Origin of the sequence: Paraglaciecola arctica BSs20135, assembly GCF_000314995.1 — a bacterium.
Classification (GTDB): domain Bacteria; phylum Pseudomonadota; class Gammaproteobacteria; order Enterobacterales; family Alteromonadaceae; genus Paraglaciecola; species Paraglaciecola arctica.
This window is the reverse complement of the sequence record NZ_BAEO01000027.1, coordinates 129,085-143,263: the sequence shown is the minus strand read 5'-3', so window position 1 is coordinate 143,263 and position 14,179 is coordinate 129,085. Positions and strand designations below refer to the sequence as shown.

The 14,179-nt window shown below is 39.1% G+C and carries 15 protein-coding genes; 10 read left to right on the top strand and 5 right to left on the bottom strand.

Annotation, left to right across the window (positions count from 1 at the left end):
• The first annotated feature begins 2 nt into the window (after nucleotides 1-2).
• Complete coding sequence (locus GARC_RS09835) at nucleotides 3-2,180, top strand: AAA family ATPase (protein ID WP_039989281.1); 2,178 nt, start codon at nucleotides 3-5, stop codon at nucleotides 2,178-2,180.
• A 110-nt stretch (nucleotides 2,181-2,290) separates the two neighbouring features.
• Here the strand turns inward: GARC_RS09835 and GARC_RS09830 are convergent, their stop codons facing one another.
• The 4 genes from GARC_RS09830 to GARC_RS09815 all read right to left on the bottom strand — a co-directional run bounded on the left by GARC_RS09830 (nucleotide 2,291) and on the right by GARC_RS09815 (nucleotide 4,396).
• Nucleotides 2,291-2,524: a hypothetical protein gene (locus GARC_RS09830; protein WP_007619380.1), complete on the bottom strand. Its 234-nt coding sequence runs from the start codon at nucleotides 2,522-2,524 to the stop codon at nucleotides 2,291-2,293.
• Between the two features lie 160 nt (nucleotides 2,525-2,684).
• Entirely contained in the window at nucleotides 2,685-3,374 is a 690-nt protein-coding gene (locus GARC_RS09825; protein WP_153810904.1) for a hypothetical protein, read from the bottom strand.
• Between the two features lie 363 nt (nucleotides 3,375-3,737).
• The gene (locus GARC_RS09820) at nucleotides 3,738-4,079 is read right to left on the bottom strand and encodes a hypothetical protein (protein ID WP_039989279.1); all 342 of its coding nucleotides are present in this window, start codon (nucleotides 4,077-4,079) and stop codon (nucleotides 3,738-3,740) included.
• 68 nt (nucleotides 4,080-4,147) lie between these two features.
• Entirely contained in the window at nucleotides 4,148-4,396 is a 249-nt protein-coding gene (locus GARC_RS09815; protein WP_007619374.1) for a hypothetical protein, read from the bottom strand.
• Nucleotides 4,397-4,708: 312 nt separating this feature from the next.
• Here GARC_RS09815 and GARC_RS27565 point away from each other — a divergent pair, with 312 nt between their 5' ends.
• The 7 genes from GARC_RS27565 (at nucleotide 4,709) to GARC_RS25910 (ending at nucleotide 10,722) form a co-directional block, all read left to right on the top strand.
• Complete coding sequence (locus GARC_RS27565) at nucleotides 4,709-4,843, top strand: hypothetical protein (protein ID WP_007619373.1); 135 nt, start codon at nucleotides 4,709-4,711, stop codon at nucleotides 4,841-4,843.
• Complete coding sequence (locus tag GARC_RS09810) at nucleotides 4,833-5,591, top strand: HNH endonuclease (RefSeq protein WP_007619372.1); 759 nt, start codon at nucleotides 4,833-4,835, stop codon at nucleotides 5,589-5,591. The genes GARC_RS27565 and GARC_RS09810 overlap by 11 nt, the downstream gene beginning before the upstream one ends.
• Nucleotides 5,588-5,815 carry an ABC-three component system middle component 6 gene (locus tag GARC_RS09805; protein WP_039989278.1) on the top strand — a complete coding sequence of 76 codons (228 nt, stop codon included), beginning with the start codon at nucleotides 5,588-5,590 and terminating at the stop codon, nucleotides 5,813-5,815. The genes GARC_RS09810 and GARC_RS09805 overlap by 4 nt, the downstream gene beginning before the upstream one ends.
• Nucleotides 5,812-7,572 carry a DUF2326 domain-containing protein gene (locus GARC_RS09800; protein WP_007619370.1) on the top strand — a complete coding sequence of 587 codons (1,761 nt, stop codon included), beginning with the start codon at nucleotides 5,812-5,814 and terminating at the stop codon, nucleotides 7,570-7,572. Before GARC_RS09805 ends, GARC_RS09800 begins: the two co-directional genes overlap by 4 nt.
• Before the next feature lie 263 nt (nucleotides 7,573-7,835).
• A complete protein-coding gene (locus GARC_RS09795; RefSeq protein ID WP_007619369.1) occupies nucleotides 7,836-8,576 on the top strand; it encodes a S1 family peptidase in 741 nt (246 codons plus the stop codon).
• Between the two features lie 834 nt (nucleotides 8,577-9,410).
• Nucleotides 9,411-9,767, top strand: coding sequence for a hypothetical protein (locus GARC_RS09790; protein ID WP_039989277.1), 357 nt, complete (start codon nucleotides 9,411-9,413; stop codon nucleotides 9,765-9,767).
• A 136-nt stretch (nucleotides 9,768-9,903) separates the two neighbouring features.
• Nucleotides 9,904-10,722, top strand: coding sequence for a DUF6602 domain-containing protein (locus tag GARC_RS25910; RefSeq protein WP_007619368.1), 819 nt, complete (start codon nucleotides 9,904-9,906; stop codon nucleotides 10,720-10,722).
• Nucleotides 10,723-10,733: 11 nt separating this feature from the next.
• Here the strand turns inward: GARC_RS25910 and ltrA are convergent, their stop codons facing one another.
• The gene (gene ltrA / locus GARC_RS09780) at nucleotides 10,734-12,011 is read right to left on the bottom strand and encodes a group II intron reverse transcriptase/maturase (protein WP_007619367.1); all 1,278 of its coding nucleotides are present in this window, start codon (nucleotides 12,009-12,011) and stop codon (nucleotides 10,734-10,736) included.
• A 665-nt stretch (nucleotides 12,012-12,676) separates the two neighbouring features.
• On the opposite strand from ltrA, the gene GARC_RS27705 reads away from it, so the two are divergent.
• On the top strand, nucleotides 12,677-12,931 hold the full coding sequence (locus GARC_RS27705) for a zinc-ribbon domain-containing protein (protein ID WP_153810903.1): 255 nt from the start codon (nucleotides 12,677-12,679) through the stop codon (nucleotides 12,929-12,931).
• Between the two features lie 510 nt (nucleotides 12,932-13,441).
• On the top strand, nucleotides 13,442-14,176 hold the full coding sequence (locus tag GARC_RS09770; RefSeq protein WP_007619366.1) for a DNA/RNA non-specific endonuclease: 735 nt from the start codon (nucleotides 13,442-13,444) through the stop codon (nucleotides 14,174-14,176).
• Nucleotides 14,177-14,179: the final 3 nt, after the last annotated feature.

Here is a 14,179-nt window from a genome sequence, read left to right as displayed (position 1 = left end):
ATATGTCCGTTACAATTCCGATCCGCATTACATCGTTCTTCAAAGAAAATTCTAATACAAAAATATATGCTGTACTGCTCAAAACAAATAGCTACAGAACTAAGTCAGCAAAAGCGTATTTAGTTGCTACAGTCCCCACTATCATGTTGCCATATCACGCTCAGGTCGGGCAGCACTGGAAATTGCTAGGCAAATTCAGTCAAGAGCAAGTGTTCAGAGATATGGCTGATGGCAACGCATATGAGCAGACTAAAATCACATGTGACATTGCACACAAGGTTAGCATTGAGTTACCAATAACTGGCGAAGAATTTATTCGATTTATTGCTAAGACAAAGGATTTTGAAGGCATTGGGGACGTATATGCGCGTAGACTTTGGGATAAATTCAAACAACGTTTATACATACTACTCGATAAAAAAGAAACGACTGAGCTGGAATCAGTACTGACAAATAAACAAATAGCTGGGCTTCAGAAAGGATATGAAAAATATGAAAACCTCAAGTTTGCCAATTATCTTGCTTCAAAACATATTCATCCGACGATTACACAGCGACTTTTCAAATATCATAAAAAAGATTCAATTGAAGCGATAAAAAAGAATCCTCACATTTTGGTAGAGTTCGGCATGACATTTAGTGAAGCCGATGAGCTTGCAAAGAGAGAATTTAAAGTAGCTAAAGATTCTTTGGGAAGGCTTATAGGGGCTGTGGGGCATGTCATGAGGGCTGAAGTGAATGATAAGGGGCACACTGTTGCGACTCATGGAGATATATATGAGAAAGTCAAAGAATTACTAAAAAACAAAACAACTGGCGACGAAGATAATGACTGTCATGACTTAGCTGCACAAGCATTGCAAATTGCTGGTAAGAATCTTTGTTATTACCTAAATCCGCTCACAGGACACTATCACTACACTCCAACTTTTTTAATGGAACAGGTGATTGCTAAACGACTTCTGAAATTAAATGCTAAAAAAACCCTTTTCGATGAGCGTGTTGCAACTGCTGTTAACTGGGCAATTGAGTCAGAGCCACTTCCGCTCGAAGAAAAACAAGTTGAAGCGATTTTTAGTGCTCATGAGCATAACGTATCCTGCATTATTGGGGGGGCAGGTACAGGAAAAACAACGGTTCTTAGAACAGTGCTTAAAGCGTATGAACTCCTTGGATATAATATTAAAGCGGTAGCACTTTCGGGTAAAGCAGCAATGCGTTTGCATCAATCAATTGGGCTGCAAACATCAACAATAGCAAGGCTTTTACGGGAAGACCCGCTCGTTTGCCCTAACGATACAGTAGTTGTTATTGATGAAGCATCCATGGTTGATATTGCAAGTATGTATCAGATTATCAATCACATTAGTCCGCATGTCCGATTGATCCTGATCGGTGACCCAGCTCAGCTTCCACCTATAGGAGCAGGTTTATTGCTCGCAGACATGCTCAAGTCTAATGTCATTGAATGTGTTGAGTTGGACGTTGTTAAGCGCCAAAAAGAATCTACAGGAATAATTGAATATTCAGCTGAAATTAGAGCAGGAATTATACCAAGCGAGCTAACTAAAAATAACATCAAATTTAACAATGTATATGCTAAGAATATAGTTGAAACATGTGCTTTGTTGTTCTCGGAAAGTTCTGTTGAAACAAAGATTATTGCCGCAACAAACCCAATGGTTAAAAACATAAATAAATTAGTGCAAGAGACGGTTAATTCGTGCGGAAAAGAAATGATGGTGAGCATTGAAAATGAGTATCAAAAAAGCGGACTAAGACTCAATGACCCGATTCTATTTATTAAAAACAATCAAGAAAAAGGCATACAAAACGGCAGTTTCGGCAGATTAGTGGCGATAACACATAAGTCCGCTGACAAATTTGGCGTTGTTCGTATTGATGATACTAATGAAAAAATAGATATTGATTTAGATTTATTAGATTCAATGCGTCTTGGGTATTCGATGACAGTTCACAAAGCTCAGGGCAGTCAATTTTCGAATGTAATCATTGCACTGTCCAGCCGCTATATAAAAAGGGATTGGTTTTACACAGCGATAACACGAGCTGAAAATTCAGTAGAAATCGTTGGTACAGCAAAGCAATTTGAAGACGCTGTAACAAGAGAAGCAGAATCAGACACAAGAAAAACTTACTTAAGCGAACTTTTGAAGTGAATTCACATTTAATTATGAAAATCGGTTGCTTGGACGAATTTTAATTCGTGAAAAGCAACTGATTCATAAAGCTTAGTGCGATAGCTATTACTTCAGGTTTAATTAACATCTCAATTTTTGAATAAGTCAGCTAGCACGCTTATCTCTGCCTCGAATTGGCCGTTTCTCCATTTACCTAGAGATATTCGCCCATCTGGTGTTATTCTCTCAATGTAGCCGGGAAATTTGAGGTTTTTGCCATATAGCGTGTGTCCCTCGGCCAGTAACTGTTTGGTTAAATTTCCAGATAGGCTATCACGCTCTACATCCTCGGAAACTGCCATCACATCTAACTCGTTAATCATAATTGTTCACCTTATAGTGGCCAAAATGATTGACCACTACTTCTAGCCAAATTATTTGCACATCACAATGCATTATTTCATGAGTAGTTTCACAATCAGGCATGCACTGTACTCGCTAATATTAACAAGAGTCTAATCAAATCGTTGGAAATGAATTTTTCTAGTAAGCAATTTTCACCCCTTCTTTATCTGTAAGGTCGTTATAATTCCCATTAAGAATTGCATTGCTGTTGGCGAAAAGTCGTCGAACCAGCTTGTATACTCCATGCTGAGGGTGATTATTATCTTCATGCTCTAAACCGAGATCTGAGAGCCGAGTATGTTGTATTTTGAATATTTCAAATGTTGGTTTATACCCTCGCGCTACAAATTGCCGGGCAAGTAGGTCTAGATAGCCATGCATAAAATCGACATACCAACTGCTGTTGGTGATATACACTTCGGTATTAGGGATACACAAAGCCGTATCCCACTCTTCGACCCTGACGTGCAAATTTTCCCCCTGAAATTCATAGTAAGCATAAAAATTTTGCTGGTATGTGGAATTATTTAGCCAAAAGTTTATAGGTCTATTCGAGTATTTCCTCAAATGAAGGTAATTTGTGACATAGCTGGCCCCATTTTCTGCCCCCCCTATTGAGTCTAAGAAGCAATCAAAAGTTTGCTCACCTTCTGCGTAATGATTTAATATTTGTTCTATTTGATGGTGTTCGATGGCACCACTTTTTTTATTCACTATAAGTGACAGCAGGTCATCTGGTAGGTAGACACCCATTTTATGGGCAGAATGTAGATCAGTTTTGTATTTATCTACCAAAATATGAAATGCCGCCGTTTCTTTTGGTTTCAAAAAATGCATGGGGAGCAATGTATTGGAAAGGTCGATATTTTTCCCAGACTACTTTTTTAACGTTGCCCAATTAATACAGCCGTACATATGCGAAATGATGGATTGCGCTATACCTAGACTGAGGCCAAGCGACCACTGTAGGTTTTTGGCGTGCGCTTTATTCGTTTTAAGGCGGGGGCAATAAATTCTAATAGTCATTTTTAAGTATCTCCAAGTTGTAGTTTTTTTGAAAAAAATTAATGCGCCGCCTTGCTTTTTCAATATGCTGAAAGGTCGCGCGCACAACCCGTGTCAATTGAAATACATGTTTTCTAATCAATTTGTGTCAATTCGGTGACTTTTTGACAAACGACAAATTCACTTTCATCGCTTTTTATTCTCTTTCGATAGCGTTAAAACATATTCAGTGCTGAAAACACGTTTTTCAGTTTTAACTTGTAACGCTGGGTTTTGTTCAATAAATCTTTTGACGCATCGCTCCATCCGTCCAGCCTCTTTTTTATATCGCGCAATGAACCTAAAACTGCGGTCATGCTGATTCCAGTAAGCTCGTAAGTCATTTTTCCCGTCGTCGACATTGAACTCATTCGACGATAGCTCGACCGCGTTTTCCGCTCGGAACTGCGTTTTTGCAAAATGATTTATGATATCCAGATAGTCAAAATATATTGGTACAACTAATTGAGTCGCCAGCGTTAGCATCATAGATTTTCCTTTATAGATAATTGTTGAATTGCAGGTCAAATTGCTCTGATGGTGGTTAACATTCCATATTAACTCTGAATTTTTCCATGAGCTGCACAAAACGCTCGTGCAACACTTTTGTTGTGCCGGATTCGCTTTTCTTTCATCTCAGTTGATGGTTCTGGCATAAAACCATCATCAATTAACTGAATAATTTTGTTTGCTGAAATGCAGCACTCCATTGCATCTGAAATGTTGTTACCTGCAAGATTTTGTTCCGTTGTTTCAATTAGATCACGTAATTCTATGAATGTAGTGTGGTGCATTAAGTAGTGCATGATGTTCTCCTATAATCAATGTATAAAAATTGAGCGATTGATACCCCCGATAAGACATGATACAGATCGGTAGAACTTTGTAAAGTTGACAAAAAGTCAAATTTTGTTACTATAAATCAGCTACTTACGTGGATTCACCGTACGTTTAAATAGTCCAAAATCACATATAGTGAAATTATGAATTTTGCAGAAAAGACAGCTTATCAATTAGCGATTTAATGGTAATATATCAATTCAAGGCAGGTGGAAGCTGGCGGTTCAAAAGTGATGTCATTGAGCGTTGGTTAAAAAATAAAATGGAGTAGTAGTCGAATGGCACAGTTAGTAAATATTGAAACAATTGAAAAACTTCTATGGTACAGCGACTACAACTTACACATAAATAATAACTACGCCAGCAATGAATATTTTATGCCTGTTATGGGGTTGATATTGGATGAGTGCTAGTTATCCAACCAAATTATTTTTGGCGGCAAGAAGCGGTAACATCTGCGCATTGCCAGATTGCAGGACATCGCTTACTTCTGTTGGTAATGAGGCGGAACACGCTGTTATAGGTGAAGCAGCACATATATATGGCGAAAATCCGGGAACAGACAAAAAGAAACCTTCCGCTCGTTTTCGAGAAAATATGACCGAGTTAGAAAGAAATCACTATAACAACTTAATCTACTTGTGCCCTACTTGCCATACCAAAATTGATAAACAAGAAGCGGACTTCCCTGCTGAAATACTTTTTAAGTTTAAAGAAGAGCACGAGGCATGGGTGGAAGAACGATTGGATATATGTATGTCTGACGTTAGTTTTGCTGAGCTTGAGATTGCTGCAAAAGCAATTGCTACCGGTAATCATTCGGTAAATGGTGATTTCGTAGTAATTCCTCCTAAGGAAAAACTTAATAAGAATAACCTAGGGAACATCCCCCGTTCTTATATCGCCTTGGGGTTAAGTAGAAGTTCGGAAGTTAGACGATTTTTAGCTCAAATGTCGTTACTCGATGGTGAGTATCCGATACGTTTAAAAGATGGCTTTAAACATAAGTATTCCGAACTAAAAACTCAAATGAACGGCGATGAATTGTTCATGGCGATGGTGGTTTTTTCTCAAAAAGGTTTCACTGACTTCACACAACAAGCTGCTAGTGTAGCTCTATTAAGTCACCTATTTCACTTGTGTGAGGTTTTTGAAAAGTGATCCTACCTAATAAATACCTTCGTGAAGACGAAGCATTAATCGGAGTTGGAGGTAAGATATTAATGTTACTTCAACAGGATATGCTGCTATCTGAGTTATGGGAAGAAACTAAAGAGAAAGAAAACATCGGCAATTTTGAACGATTCGTTCTTGCACTTGATCTACTCTATTTGTTGGGTTTAATCATTTTTGAGGAAAATAAAATAAAAAGGGTCAAGGAATGATTACGCGCATTTACGCTAATGACAAGAGATTTAAGGCTGTCGAATTCCAGAAGGGGCTAAACATCATCCTCGCAGATAGACAGACGGAATCAGATGACAAAGATTCAAGAAACGGTGTAGGAAAAACAACATTAATCAACGTAATTCATTTTGGTTTGGGGTCTGATTTAAGTAAAAAAGTATTGCCAGTTGAAGAAATTAAAAACTGGATATTTTATTTTCAGATAGAATTAAAGGGCACCCTGCTGACGGTTAGCCGAGAAATTTCAAATGCAGGAATTGTAGAAGTTAGTGGCCAAACGGATAACCTTCCCATTAAGCCAGAAGTAGATGAGAAAACAGGACTTGTTTTTTATAAACTTAGTGAGTGGAAAAAACTACTCGGCATTTGTTTATTTAACCTCGGCGGGATCTCTGAGGATAAGTACGTACCAACCTTTAGAGGTTTGCTTCATTACTTTGTCCGAGTAGGCCTAGACGCTTATAGTAAGCCATTTACATATTTTAGAAATCAAACGTCATGGCAGATTCAAGTATCAAACGCATACCTTCTTGGATTGAATTGGCGCTATGCCACAGAATCACAGCTCCTTAAAGACCAAGATGGCGCTGCAAAGGCTCTGAATACGGCAATAAATAATTCTATTGTGCCTACTAAAGGAGAGTTAGAGGCTGAAAGAGTTAGATTGCAAAAGGTTGTGGACAAGGAAGAGAAAGAGCTAACTGATTTTAACGTTCATCCAAAATACGCAGAGTTTCAATCAGAGGCCAATAAATTAACAATTGAGATTCAGTCCCTAAACAACAAAATTCTTATTTTGAATAGGAAACTAAGTCGATATGAGGACTCGATAACATCAGAAAGTGAGCCAGAAATAGCGAATGTGTCATCTCTTTTTGAAGACGCGGGGGTACATTTTGGCGAAGGGGTTAAAAAATCATTGCTAGAAGCAAAACAGTTTCATCTGGAAATTGTAACAAATAGAAAAGACTTTCTCAGCGCTGAGATTGCTGAGATAAAGGCAAAAACATCAGTGAGCCAATCGAAAATTAAACAGCTAAGTGAGCAGCGTTCTATAGTAATGAATCTTTTAAAAACGCATGGTGCTTTGGAGGAATTCACCCTATTTCAAGGTGAATTATCAGCGAAAAAATCTAAATTGGAAGCTTTAAAGGAAAAGCTCACCGAGATTCAATCGATGACCAAGAAGAGAAAAGAAATAAAATCCAAGAGGATTACTCTCGACTCAAAGCTCGCGCGGGATTTTGAAGAATCAAAGCCTGCTTGGGAAAAGGCTATCGAGGGGTTTAACGAGAATTCTCTTGCCCTATATAATCATCCCGGAAACCTCATTATTAATATATCTGAGAATGGTGTCGTTAAAGAAAATGCTTATAAGTTCGACGTTGAGATTCCTCGCAGTACTAGTGAAGGTGTTGGACGTATGAAGGTCTTTTGTTATGACCTGATGCTTGTTGATAAATTCGCACAATCAAGCGGTGTAGACTTTCTTGTGCATGATACAACCATGTTTGATGGTGTTGATAGCCGTCAAGTAGCTCATGCGTTGGAGTATGCAAATACAAAAGGGCAAGAATCGGGTTTCCAATACATCTGCTTTTTCAACTCAGATAGCGTCCCTCATGATGACTTCAGCAAGGAGTTCAGTCTTGATGAATATGTCCGTCTTCGCCTAAGTGACAAAAGACCTGAAGACTCTCTTTTGGGATTTCATTTTGAACTTCCTCGGAAATAATTTGAATTTAACTATTTTTTACGGATTACCGTAGTTGGTATTTGAAATTTACAGATGCCATTACCAAAGGGAACCCTCGGACTCATTACCGAGCGACTTTGGCGTGATTATATTAGAAGGCGGAGTTTATTTCTAATAATCTAACAGTCTCAAACGGACGAATTGCAGACTCTAGACTTTTCAGTGATAAAAGGTAATGTAGCTTGGAAAGTAACCGACCGTGTAAGGTCGTAATAATAATCTGCTAAGTTTCTAGGGAAAGTATGCTTCAATTTCGCCATAGTTTATTACCACTTTTTGCTGTTAACTTGAAAAATGGTATTCCAAATGATCCAAGACAATTAAGATACTTGGGTGTTTCATATCATGTAAATGATCAAGGTGTTATAGCAACTTGTAAGCATGTAGTCGAAGCTGTTCAAGATGGTGAGACATTAGTGGGAATGGAGATTTATGGGGATTGTCTTACATATAAAATCAATGATTTAAGGTGTCACCCAAAATATGATTTTGCTATAGGTTTTGTTGAGCGTAAAAATTATCGAACGGTAGTTTTTCATGGGAAAAAAGAAATATTTATAGGCGATAATATTTTAGCCTATGGTTTTACAAATGAAGGTATTGTGAATGGTGTATTAACAACCGCCCCCCGGTTGTTTAAAGGGCATATTGTTCGAACGCACCACACTGCTATTGTTCCTGATACACGTTCTACATGTGAAATATCATTTCCAGCTCTTAAAGGGTTTAGTGGTACGCCGTTGTTATTTGATAAAGCTAAGTCTTCCATGGCTGGTATGTTGTTTAGTAATTTGGAATCGACTATAGAACTTCATAGTTTCTCTGAAATTGAGGAAAACGGAGAGCAGTTTTCAGAAAAAATTCATAAAGTAATTGAATTAGGGCTTGTACATACAGCATATGATATTAGGCATTACTTAAATGATCTTGGTATCAATAGAGTTCCCTTTGATGCAAAAGAGTATGATGAAATCGAAACTTAACAATAGACTATGGCTCGAACTTCCGCTTTGAGCAAAAAGCAGACCAATAGCAAAACTGTTCCAAAGAGCGAGGATGCTAAGGAAGCAGACATTCAACTGTGTATTAAGTATTTTTAATATTGACGTATCTTAGCTAATTGAGGGGCTGTTAGTAAATACAGGTATAATGGAAATAGTAAAAAATTGTCCTCATTGCTTCCTACTATGTAAATTCCCTAAGTCTCACTTTGTTTTTCAGAAAAACGCTAAGTTATTAATTTAACTATGGAAAATGTTTTTCACATCGTTTTTAATAGGAAGTGTAAAAGTCGCGTTAAAGTCAGGTCTCCTTTTTCTTTTTGACTCTCTTATTATTTTGAGGGGGGAAAGGTAGAAAATACTTAATTAAATCAAAAGGTAAGAACTGTAATTGACAACGATTAAAAACAAAACGAGCAATTACATATACGACATGCTCGATAATAAGACGTTAGCATGCCAAAGCTATTCTCAGTTGGTTGTCGGTAAGTGGTGTGCAAAGCGGTTAGCTTTTTTAGTTTGTCGCAGTCGGTAATTTAAGTTCACGTAACTTGAAAAGTCTGGCAATATTAATTATCAAACACTGGCAAGCTTAAGGACATGGATATGCAGTCACACAATTTAAAACAGGAAGTCACAGCTTGTTAGTTCGTCAATCAAATCAAACAGCACAGTGTATCTCGGCTGCTAACAAAACAATCAACATCGTTCGCTTTGCTCACTGTGAAAAAAACTCGCTATCGCTCTTTTTTTCACGTTATTGTAAGCGTTAGGCACATTCGTTACTCCAAATAAATATATGGATTCTAAGAGAATATGAAGAACTCGTTGATACCCCAAAAAGACCTAGTTGTGAATAAGTATTACTGGTGCATTCAAAATGATTATCGAGTATTGAATCTTTTGAAATATTCAGGCCATGATTTGTTTGAAGGGGCGCATGGTGGGCAAGTTCGAGTAATGTTCGAAGGGTATGTAAATATCAATAAAGCTCGGGTTCCCAAGAAGTATTTGGTTGCCTCTAGGTATTACTGGTGCAAGTTCAAAAACGAAGACAGCTTGTGCTTAATGAGGTACGAAGGCGAAAGTAAAGGCTCATTCTACTCGCCGTCCCACGATGTGTTTTGGGATTCAAAGGATGTGGTTGTGATTTTTGAAGATTATGAGAATTAAGGGCATGCCTAACAATCGCATTAAATCTGACTCCGTAAACTTGTCGTCTTTTTTGCAAAGCGACGCAAAAAAGTCGCCAAATTTACTCCGCAGTTTATGCGGGCGTTAGCACTATTAATCTACCTTTGAGATAAACATGGCACTATATCAAAACTACGCAAAAGAGCTTCTTAGTAAATTTGGTAGATTGAACGAGCTGATTGGGCATGCGCCATCTATTGGAACATTCCATGAAAATATAGTATCTAATTATTTAAAAAGTTTTCTGCCTCAAAGGTTCTCTGTAAAAACAGGATTTGTTTATAACCTCTCTACCAAAAGTGCGAGTCCACAATTAGATATCATAATCATCGATGAAAATGTACCTTCAGCATATTTGTTCAAGGATGGTGATTTTGTTGTAGTGTCACCTATATCAGTCGTTTGTGCGATCGAAATAAAAACAAATTTTGATGGTGAGTCTTTCAAAGACATTTCAACCAAATCTGATTTATATCGGAAAGTTAATCCATACCCTATAAATAATTTTATTGCGTTATGCTTTAGAGCGAAGTCTAAAAATCAGGAAACAATAGGTGGCTGGTTTTCTGCTATTGAAATTGAAGATCAATGGTTAAACTATCCTAGTGAAACAACTGTTTTAGACTATGGTTTTTTTAAGGCTTCATCAAAAGTGCATTCAAGCCCCTCAGGTATGCTTCGTATTATGTGTAATGATGATTGTGGTGTTGATAAAGAAGAGGCTTTGTTAACTAACTTTCTGTTTTCAATTTTAACATTTTGCGAACAAAGAGATGGGAAGCATAATGAGAATACCATTCAATCGGTATTTCAAGGCGATTACGATAAGCTGTTCACTTTAAAGCATGAGTGTTACAAATATGGTTCTGGAAAATTAGATCTTCAAGAACAAAGATATACCGACGGTAGAATAAAATATAAGCGTAGTGAGTAAAGCCCTTCGGATTATAAGTAATCAAGTGATAATGCCTGATTGATCCCCGGAGTTTTAGCACTGCGCCATGGCCCCTTGCTGGTAATGCCACAAGCAACTGCTGCCTGAACATGCACACCTAACCTCATTAAACTTCTGACTTTGGTGCGTGGCCTTCGCCACTGTCGCCAATAGGCCATTCGAACTCTGCGCCTGATCCAATGATCCAGATCGACACAACGTTGATAACCACTGGCGATACCGAAGTAGTTTATCCAACCACGTAAATATTGGCTGATTTTAAAGAGTTGGTAGCGCATCGACACGCCCCAGTTACGGTTCGTTAACCTCCGGACTTGTTGCTTAAATTTCAGCACAGTCTTTGGGTGCCATTGAATGCGCCCTCCCTTAAATGTGAATCCTAGGAATTTGCTTTCACTGGTTTTAACGACGTGGCTTTTGACCGTGTTAACGATCAATTTCAAGCGGTTATTCAGGAATCTGCTGATACTGCTTAGCACTCGTTTGCCTGCCCGAGGACTCTTTATCAATATGGTAAAATCATCCGCATAGCGAGCAAACTGGTGGCCTCGTTTCTCAAGCTCTTTGTCTAAAGGATCGAGCATGATGTTAGCCAGCAAAGGAGACAATGGCCCCCCTTGTGGCACACCTTCTCGACTCTCACTGTAAAACTGGTTATCGATAACCCCAGCTCGCAAGTAACGTTTAATCAATTTAAGCAATCGCTTGTCCTTCACTTTATAGCCAAGGTGAGTCATGAGTAAATCATGATTAACGCGGTCAAAGAACTTCGACAGATCAACATCGACTGTAAAACGGCGACCCGTTTTAATGATGCTTTGTACCTGTTTCACCGCTTGTTGCCCATTTCGATTTGGCCTAAACCCAATACTGTTGTCTGAGAAGGTCGGGTCGAAAATAGGCGTAAGGACTTGAGCAATGGCTTGTTGGATCACGCGGTCGATGATGGTCGGAATTCCCAACTGACGTTTACCGCCATCTGGTTTATCAATTTCCGCTCGCCGAACAGGTGCTGGTTGGTATTGACCTGAGCGAAGCTCAGACATAATACATTTCCAGTTTCCATCCTTTGCCCAAGCGGGGAAGTCATCAATGGTCATCCCATCAATGCCAGCAGCCCCTTTGTTGGCTCGAACCTGTTTCCATGCCGCCAATATATTGGACGGTTGTAGAATAGGTTCAAGTAGATGTGCGCTAAAGGCTGGCTGCTTATCGGTACGCTGAGTCACGTCGCTACCGGACGGCATTCGTGTATTCAAGTCTGACAAGGCTCCTCCTTTGTTCTAAATGTTCAGGCCTTCACCGTGTCCCAACCATTACGATGGGCATTTGGCTACTATGCCGTCTGCTGACTTCTGCTTAATCACAAAACGGCTTACGCCGCTATGCGCTATCGGTGTCATCTATTTGTTCCTTTCAGTTGATGACGCTGAAAAGCCAAAGCACTTATATACCAGAGCCTAACTGGTTAATTACCGATCGCTTGTTAAGCAGATCTCCCCAGATAAGAGCATGAACTATCTTTGCACTGCTGCATCATTTACGGTGGCCGTTAGATCACATGGTTTCGTCGTCTTGTGCCAGCTCACCTTCAGCCTACGCCTCATATGATGTTCTTGTTCATCAGCTCGCAAATTTGCGTCCGGCTTCCTTCAAACTAAACCTCGCGGTATAGTCCTTGCCATTCGCTAGTAGTTAACGTTTAATAACGGTAAGTTAAATAAACGGTGACCTTCCTACAGAGGACTTTCACCTCATTAGTTCATGCCCATGCTGGGCGTACACAAGTTGCTTAAACGGACACAAACAGCTGGCTGTGCTCGTTCCTCGCTATTATAGCCAGCCATTTTTAGCCGCTTAGCAAAGCGTTCGGCTTTACATCTGGGAGTGATCAGCCCAGACGTTTTCAACTTTTAAAACAGAGGAGTGTGTCATGGCGATGATGAAATGTCCTGAGTGCGAAACACAGATATCTTCGTCAGCATCTAGCTGCCCTAGATGCGGGCATCCAATCTCGAAGGTAAAACCAAAGAGTACAGGCCAAGCAACGCTCGCAATCTTGCTTGGGATTGGGTCATGCTGGTTTTGGTTTGGCACACACATGTACTTTATTTTCCCGATGGACTCGGCAATATTCGGTGCAGTGTTGCTAATTCATGGCGTCATCCAGTTCTCGAAGAACTCCTAGTGTCCGGGAGCGTTCCGCCTAACCAATCGTTCAAGGCGGACGGCTTCGCCGCCGCTTAACTCCAGCGTTAATGTCCGCTTTAGGGTTATAGTCCAATTAAAATCCGAATGTCACCATCGACTGCAATTGGCAAAAACGGAACCAAATTAGATCCAAGTCCATATGACTGTAATTTGATTTATTGAATAATCTAGACTTAACTTAAAATGCTTGAAGTTCCTTTCAGGTGATTCCATGTAGTGTCGCCCCTCATGGATGAGGGGCTTCTATTTATGAACTAATAACTTCTTTATTTGACACCTACTGGCCGATTTAACCACGACACTGTGGTTACACGAAAAGTCGTCTTGGATAGCCCCAAAATTAATCTTTTACCTTTTAATAAATTTGATTACCATCGATAAAACTTTGCTTCAAAGTTAGCTAATACATCTCTTTTTAGGGCTAAAGGCATAACCTGACGCTTAAGGTTTAAAAAATATTCAATTCAAACCAATTATGGAACAGGATATGAAAAAACTATTAGCGGCATCACTATTTTTTATTTTGTTTTCAACAATCGCAGATATCAGAAGTGTTCACTGTCCTTTAGGCTGCGCTAGCTTAGATATTGAGAATAACGATGTAGTCTTTAATCACACCTATGCGCTGAGTAACAATCCGACAACAAAATTTGCGGATTGGGTAGCTTACGAAGTGAATGTATTAAACTTCGGTGATAGCCTCGGACGAGACTGGGGAAATGATCCACTAATAGATGATGAGGAATCTTTAGAGGAGCCAGATTATAAAGGCGCTTTTAAAGAATTAAAAACGGATAGGGGGCATCAGGCACCATTAGCTAGTTTTGCTGGTCATCGATCTTGGACTGAACTAAATTATTTATCCAATATCACCCCACAGAAATCCACATTGAATCAAGGCTCTTGGGTTCAGTTAGAAAGTGCAATTCGTGATGCTGTAAGTTTTAGAAACTCACTGTATGTCATCACAGGTACTCTATATTCAGAAGATGAGAAACCGCTACCACAAGCAGACGAAACACATAAAATTCCATCTGCATATTATAAGGTTGTATATGATATTAAAGGCAACTCAGCAAGCTTCATCTTCGATCAAGATTTACCTAAGGGTGCAAAATATTGTGAGCAAAAAATTAGCAATAAAGATTTGAACAGCAAGATTTCTTATACCATGCCTAATTTCTCAGATTCTAATGAAATCATGACTCGGTTAGGTTGTTAGGGT

Bases quoted from the DNA above. Each gene is read 5' to 3' on its own strand.
- GARC_RS09835 (WP_039989281.1), top strand. From the start codon at position 3: ATGTCCGTTACAATTCCGATCCGCATTACATCGTTCTTCAAAGAAAAT.
- GARC_RS09830 (WP_007619380.1), bottom strand. From the start codon at position 2,524: ATGATTAACGAGTTAGATGTGATGGCAGTTTCCGAGGATGTAGAGCGT.
- GARC_RS09820 (WP_039989279.1), bottom strand. From the start codon at position 4,079: ATGATGCTAACGCTGGCGACTCAATTAGTTGTACCAATATATTTTGAC.
- GARC_RS09815 (WP_007619374.1), bottom strand. From the start codon at position 4,396: ATGCACTACTTAATGCACCACACTACATTCATAGAATTACGTGATCTA.
- GARC_RS27565 (WP_007619373.1), top strand. From the start codon at position 4,709: ATGGCACAGTTAGTAAATATTGAAACAATTGAAAAACTTCTATGGTAC.
- GARC_RS09810 (WP_007619372.1), top strand. From the start codon at position 4,833: ATGAGTGCTAGTTATCCAACCAAATTATTTTTGGCGGCAAGAAGCGGT.
- GARC_RS09800 (WP_007619370.1), top strand. From the start codon at position 5,812: ATGATTACGCGCATTTACGCTAATGACAAGAGATTTAAGGCTGTCGAA.
- GARC_RS09795 (WP_007619369.1), top strand. From the start codon at position 7,836: ATGCTTCAATTTCGCCATAGTTTATTACCACTTTTTGCTGTTAACTTG.
- GARC_RS09790 (WP_039989277.1), top strand. From the start codon at position 9,411: ATGAAGAACTCGTTGATACCCCAAAAAGACCTAGTTGTGAATAAGTAT.
- GARC_RS25910 (WP_007619368.1), top strand. From the start codon at position 9,904: ATGGCACTATATCAAAACTACGCAAAAGAGCTTCTTAGTAAATTTGGT.
- GARC_RS27705 (WP_153810903.1), top strand. From the start codon at position 12,677: ATGGCGATGATGAAATGTCCTGAGTGCGAAACACAGATATCTTCGTCA.
- GARC_RS09770 (WP_007619366.1), top strand. From the start codon at position 13,442: ATGAAAAAACTATTAGCGGCATCACTATTTTTTATTTTGTTTTCAACA.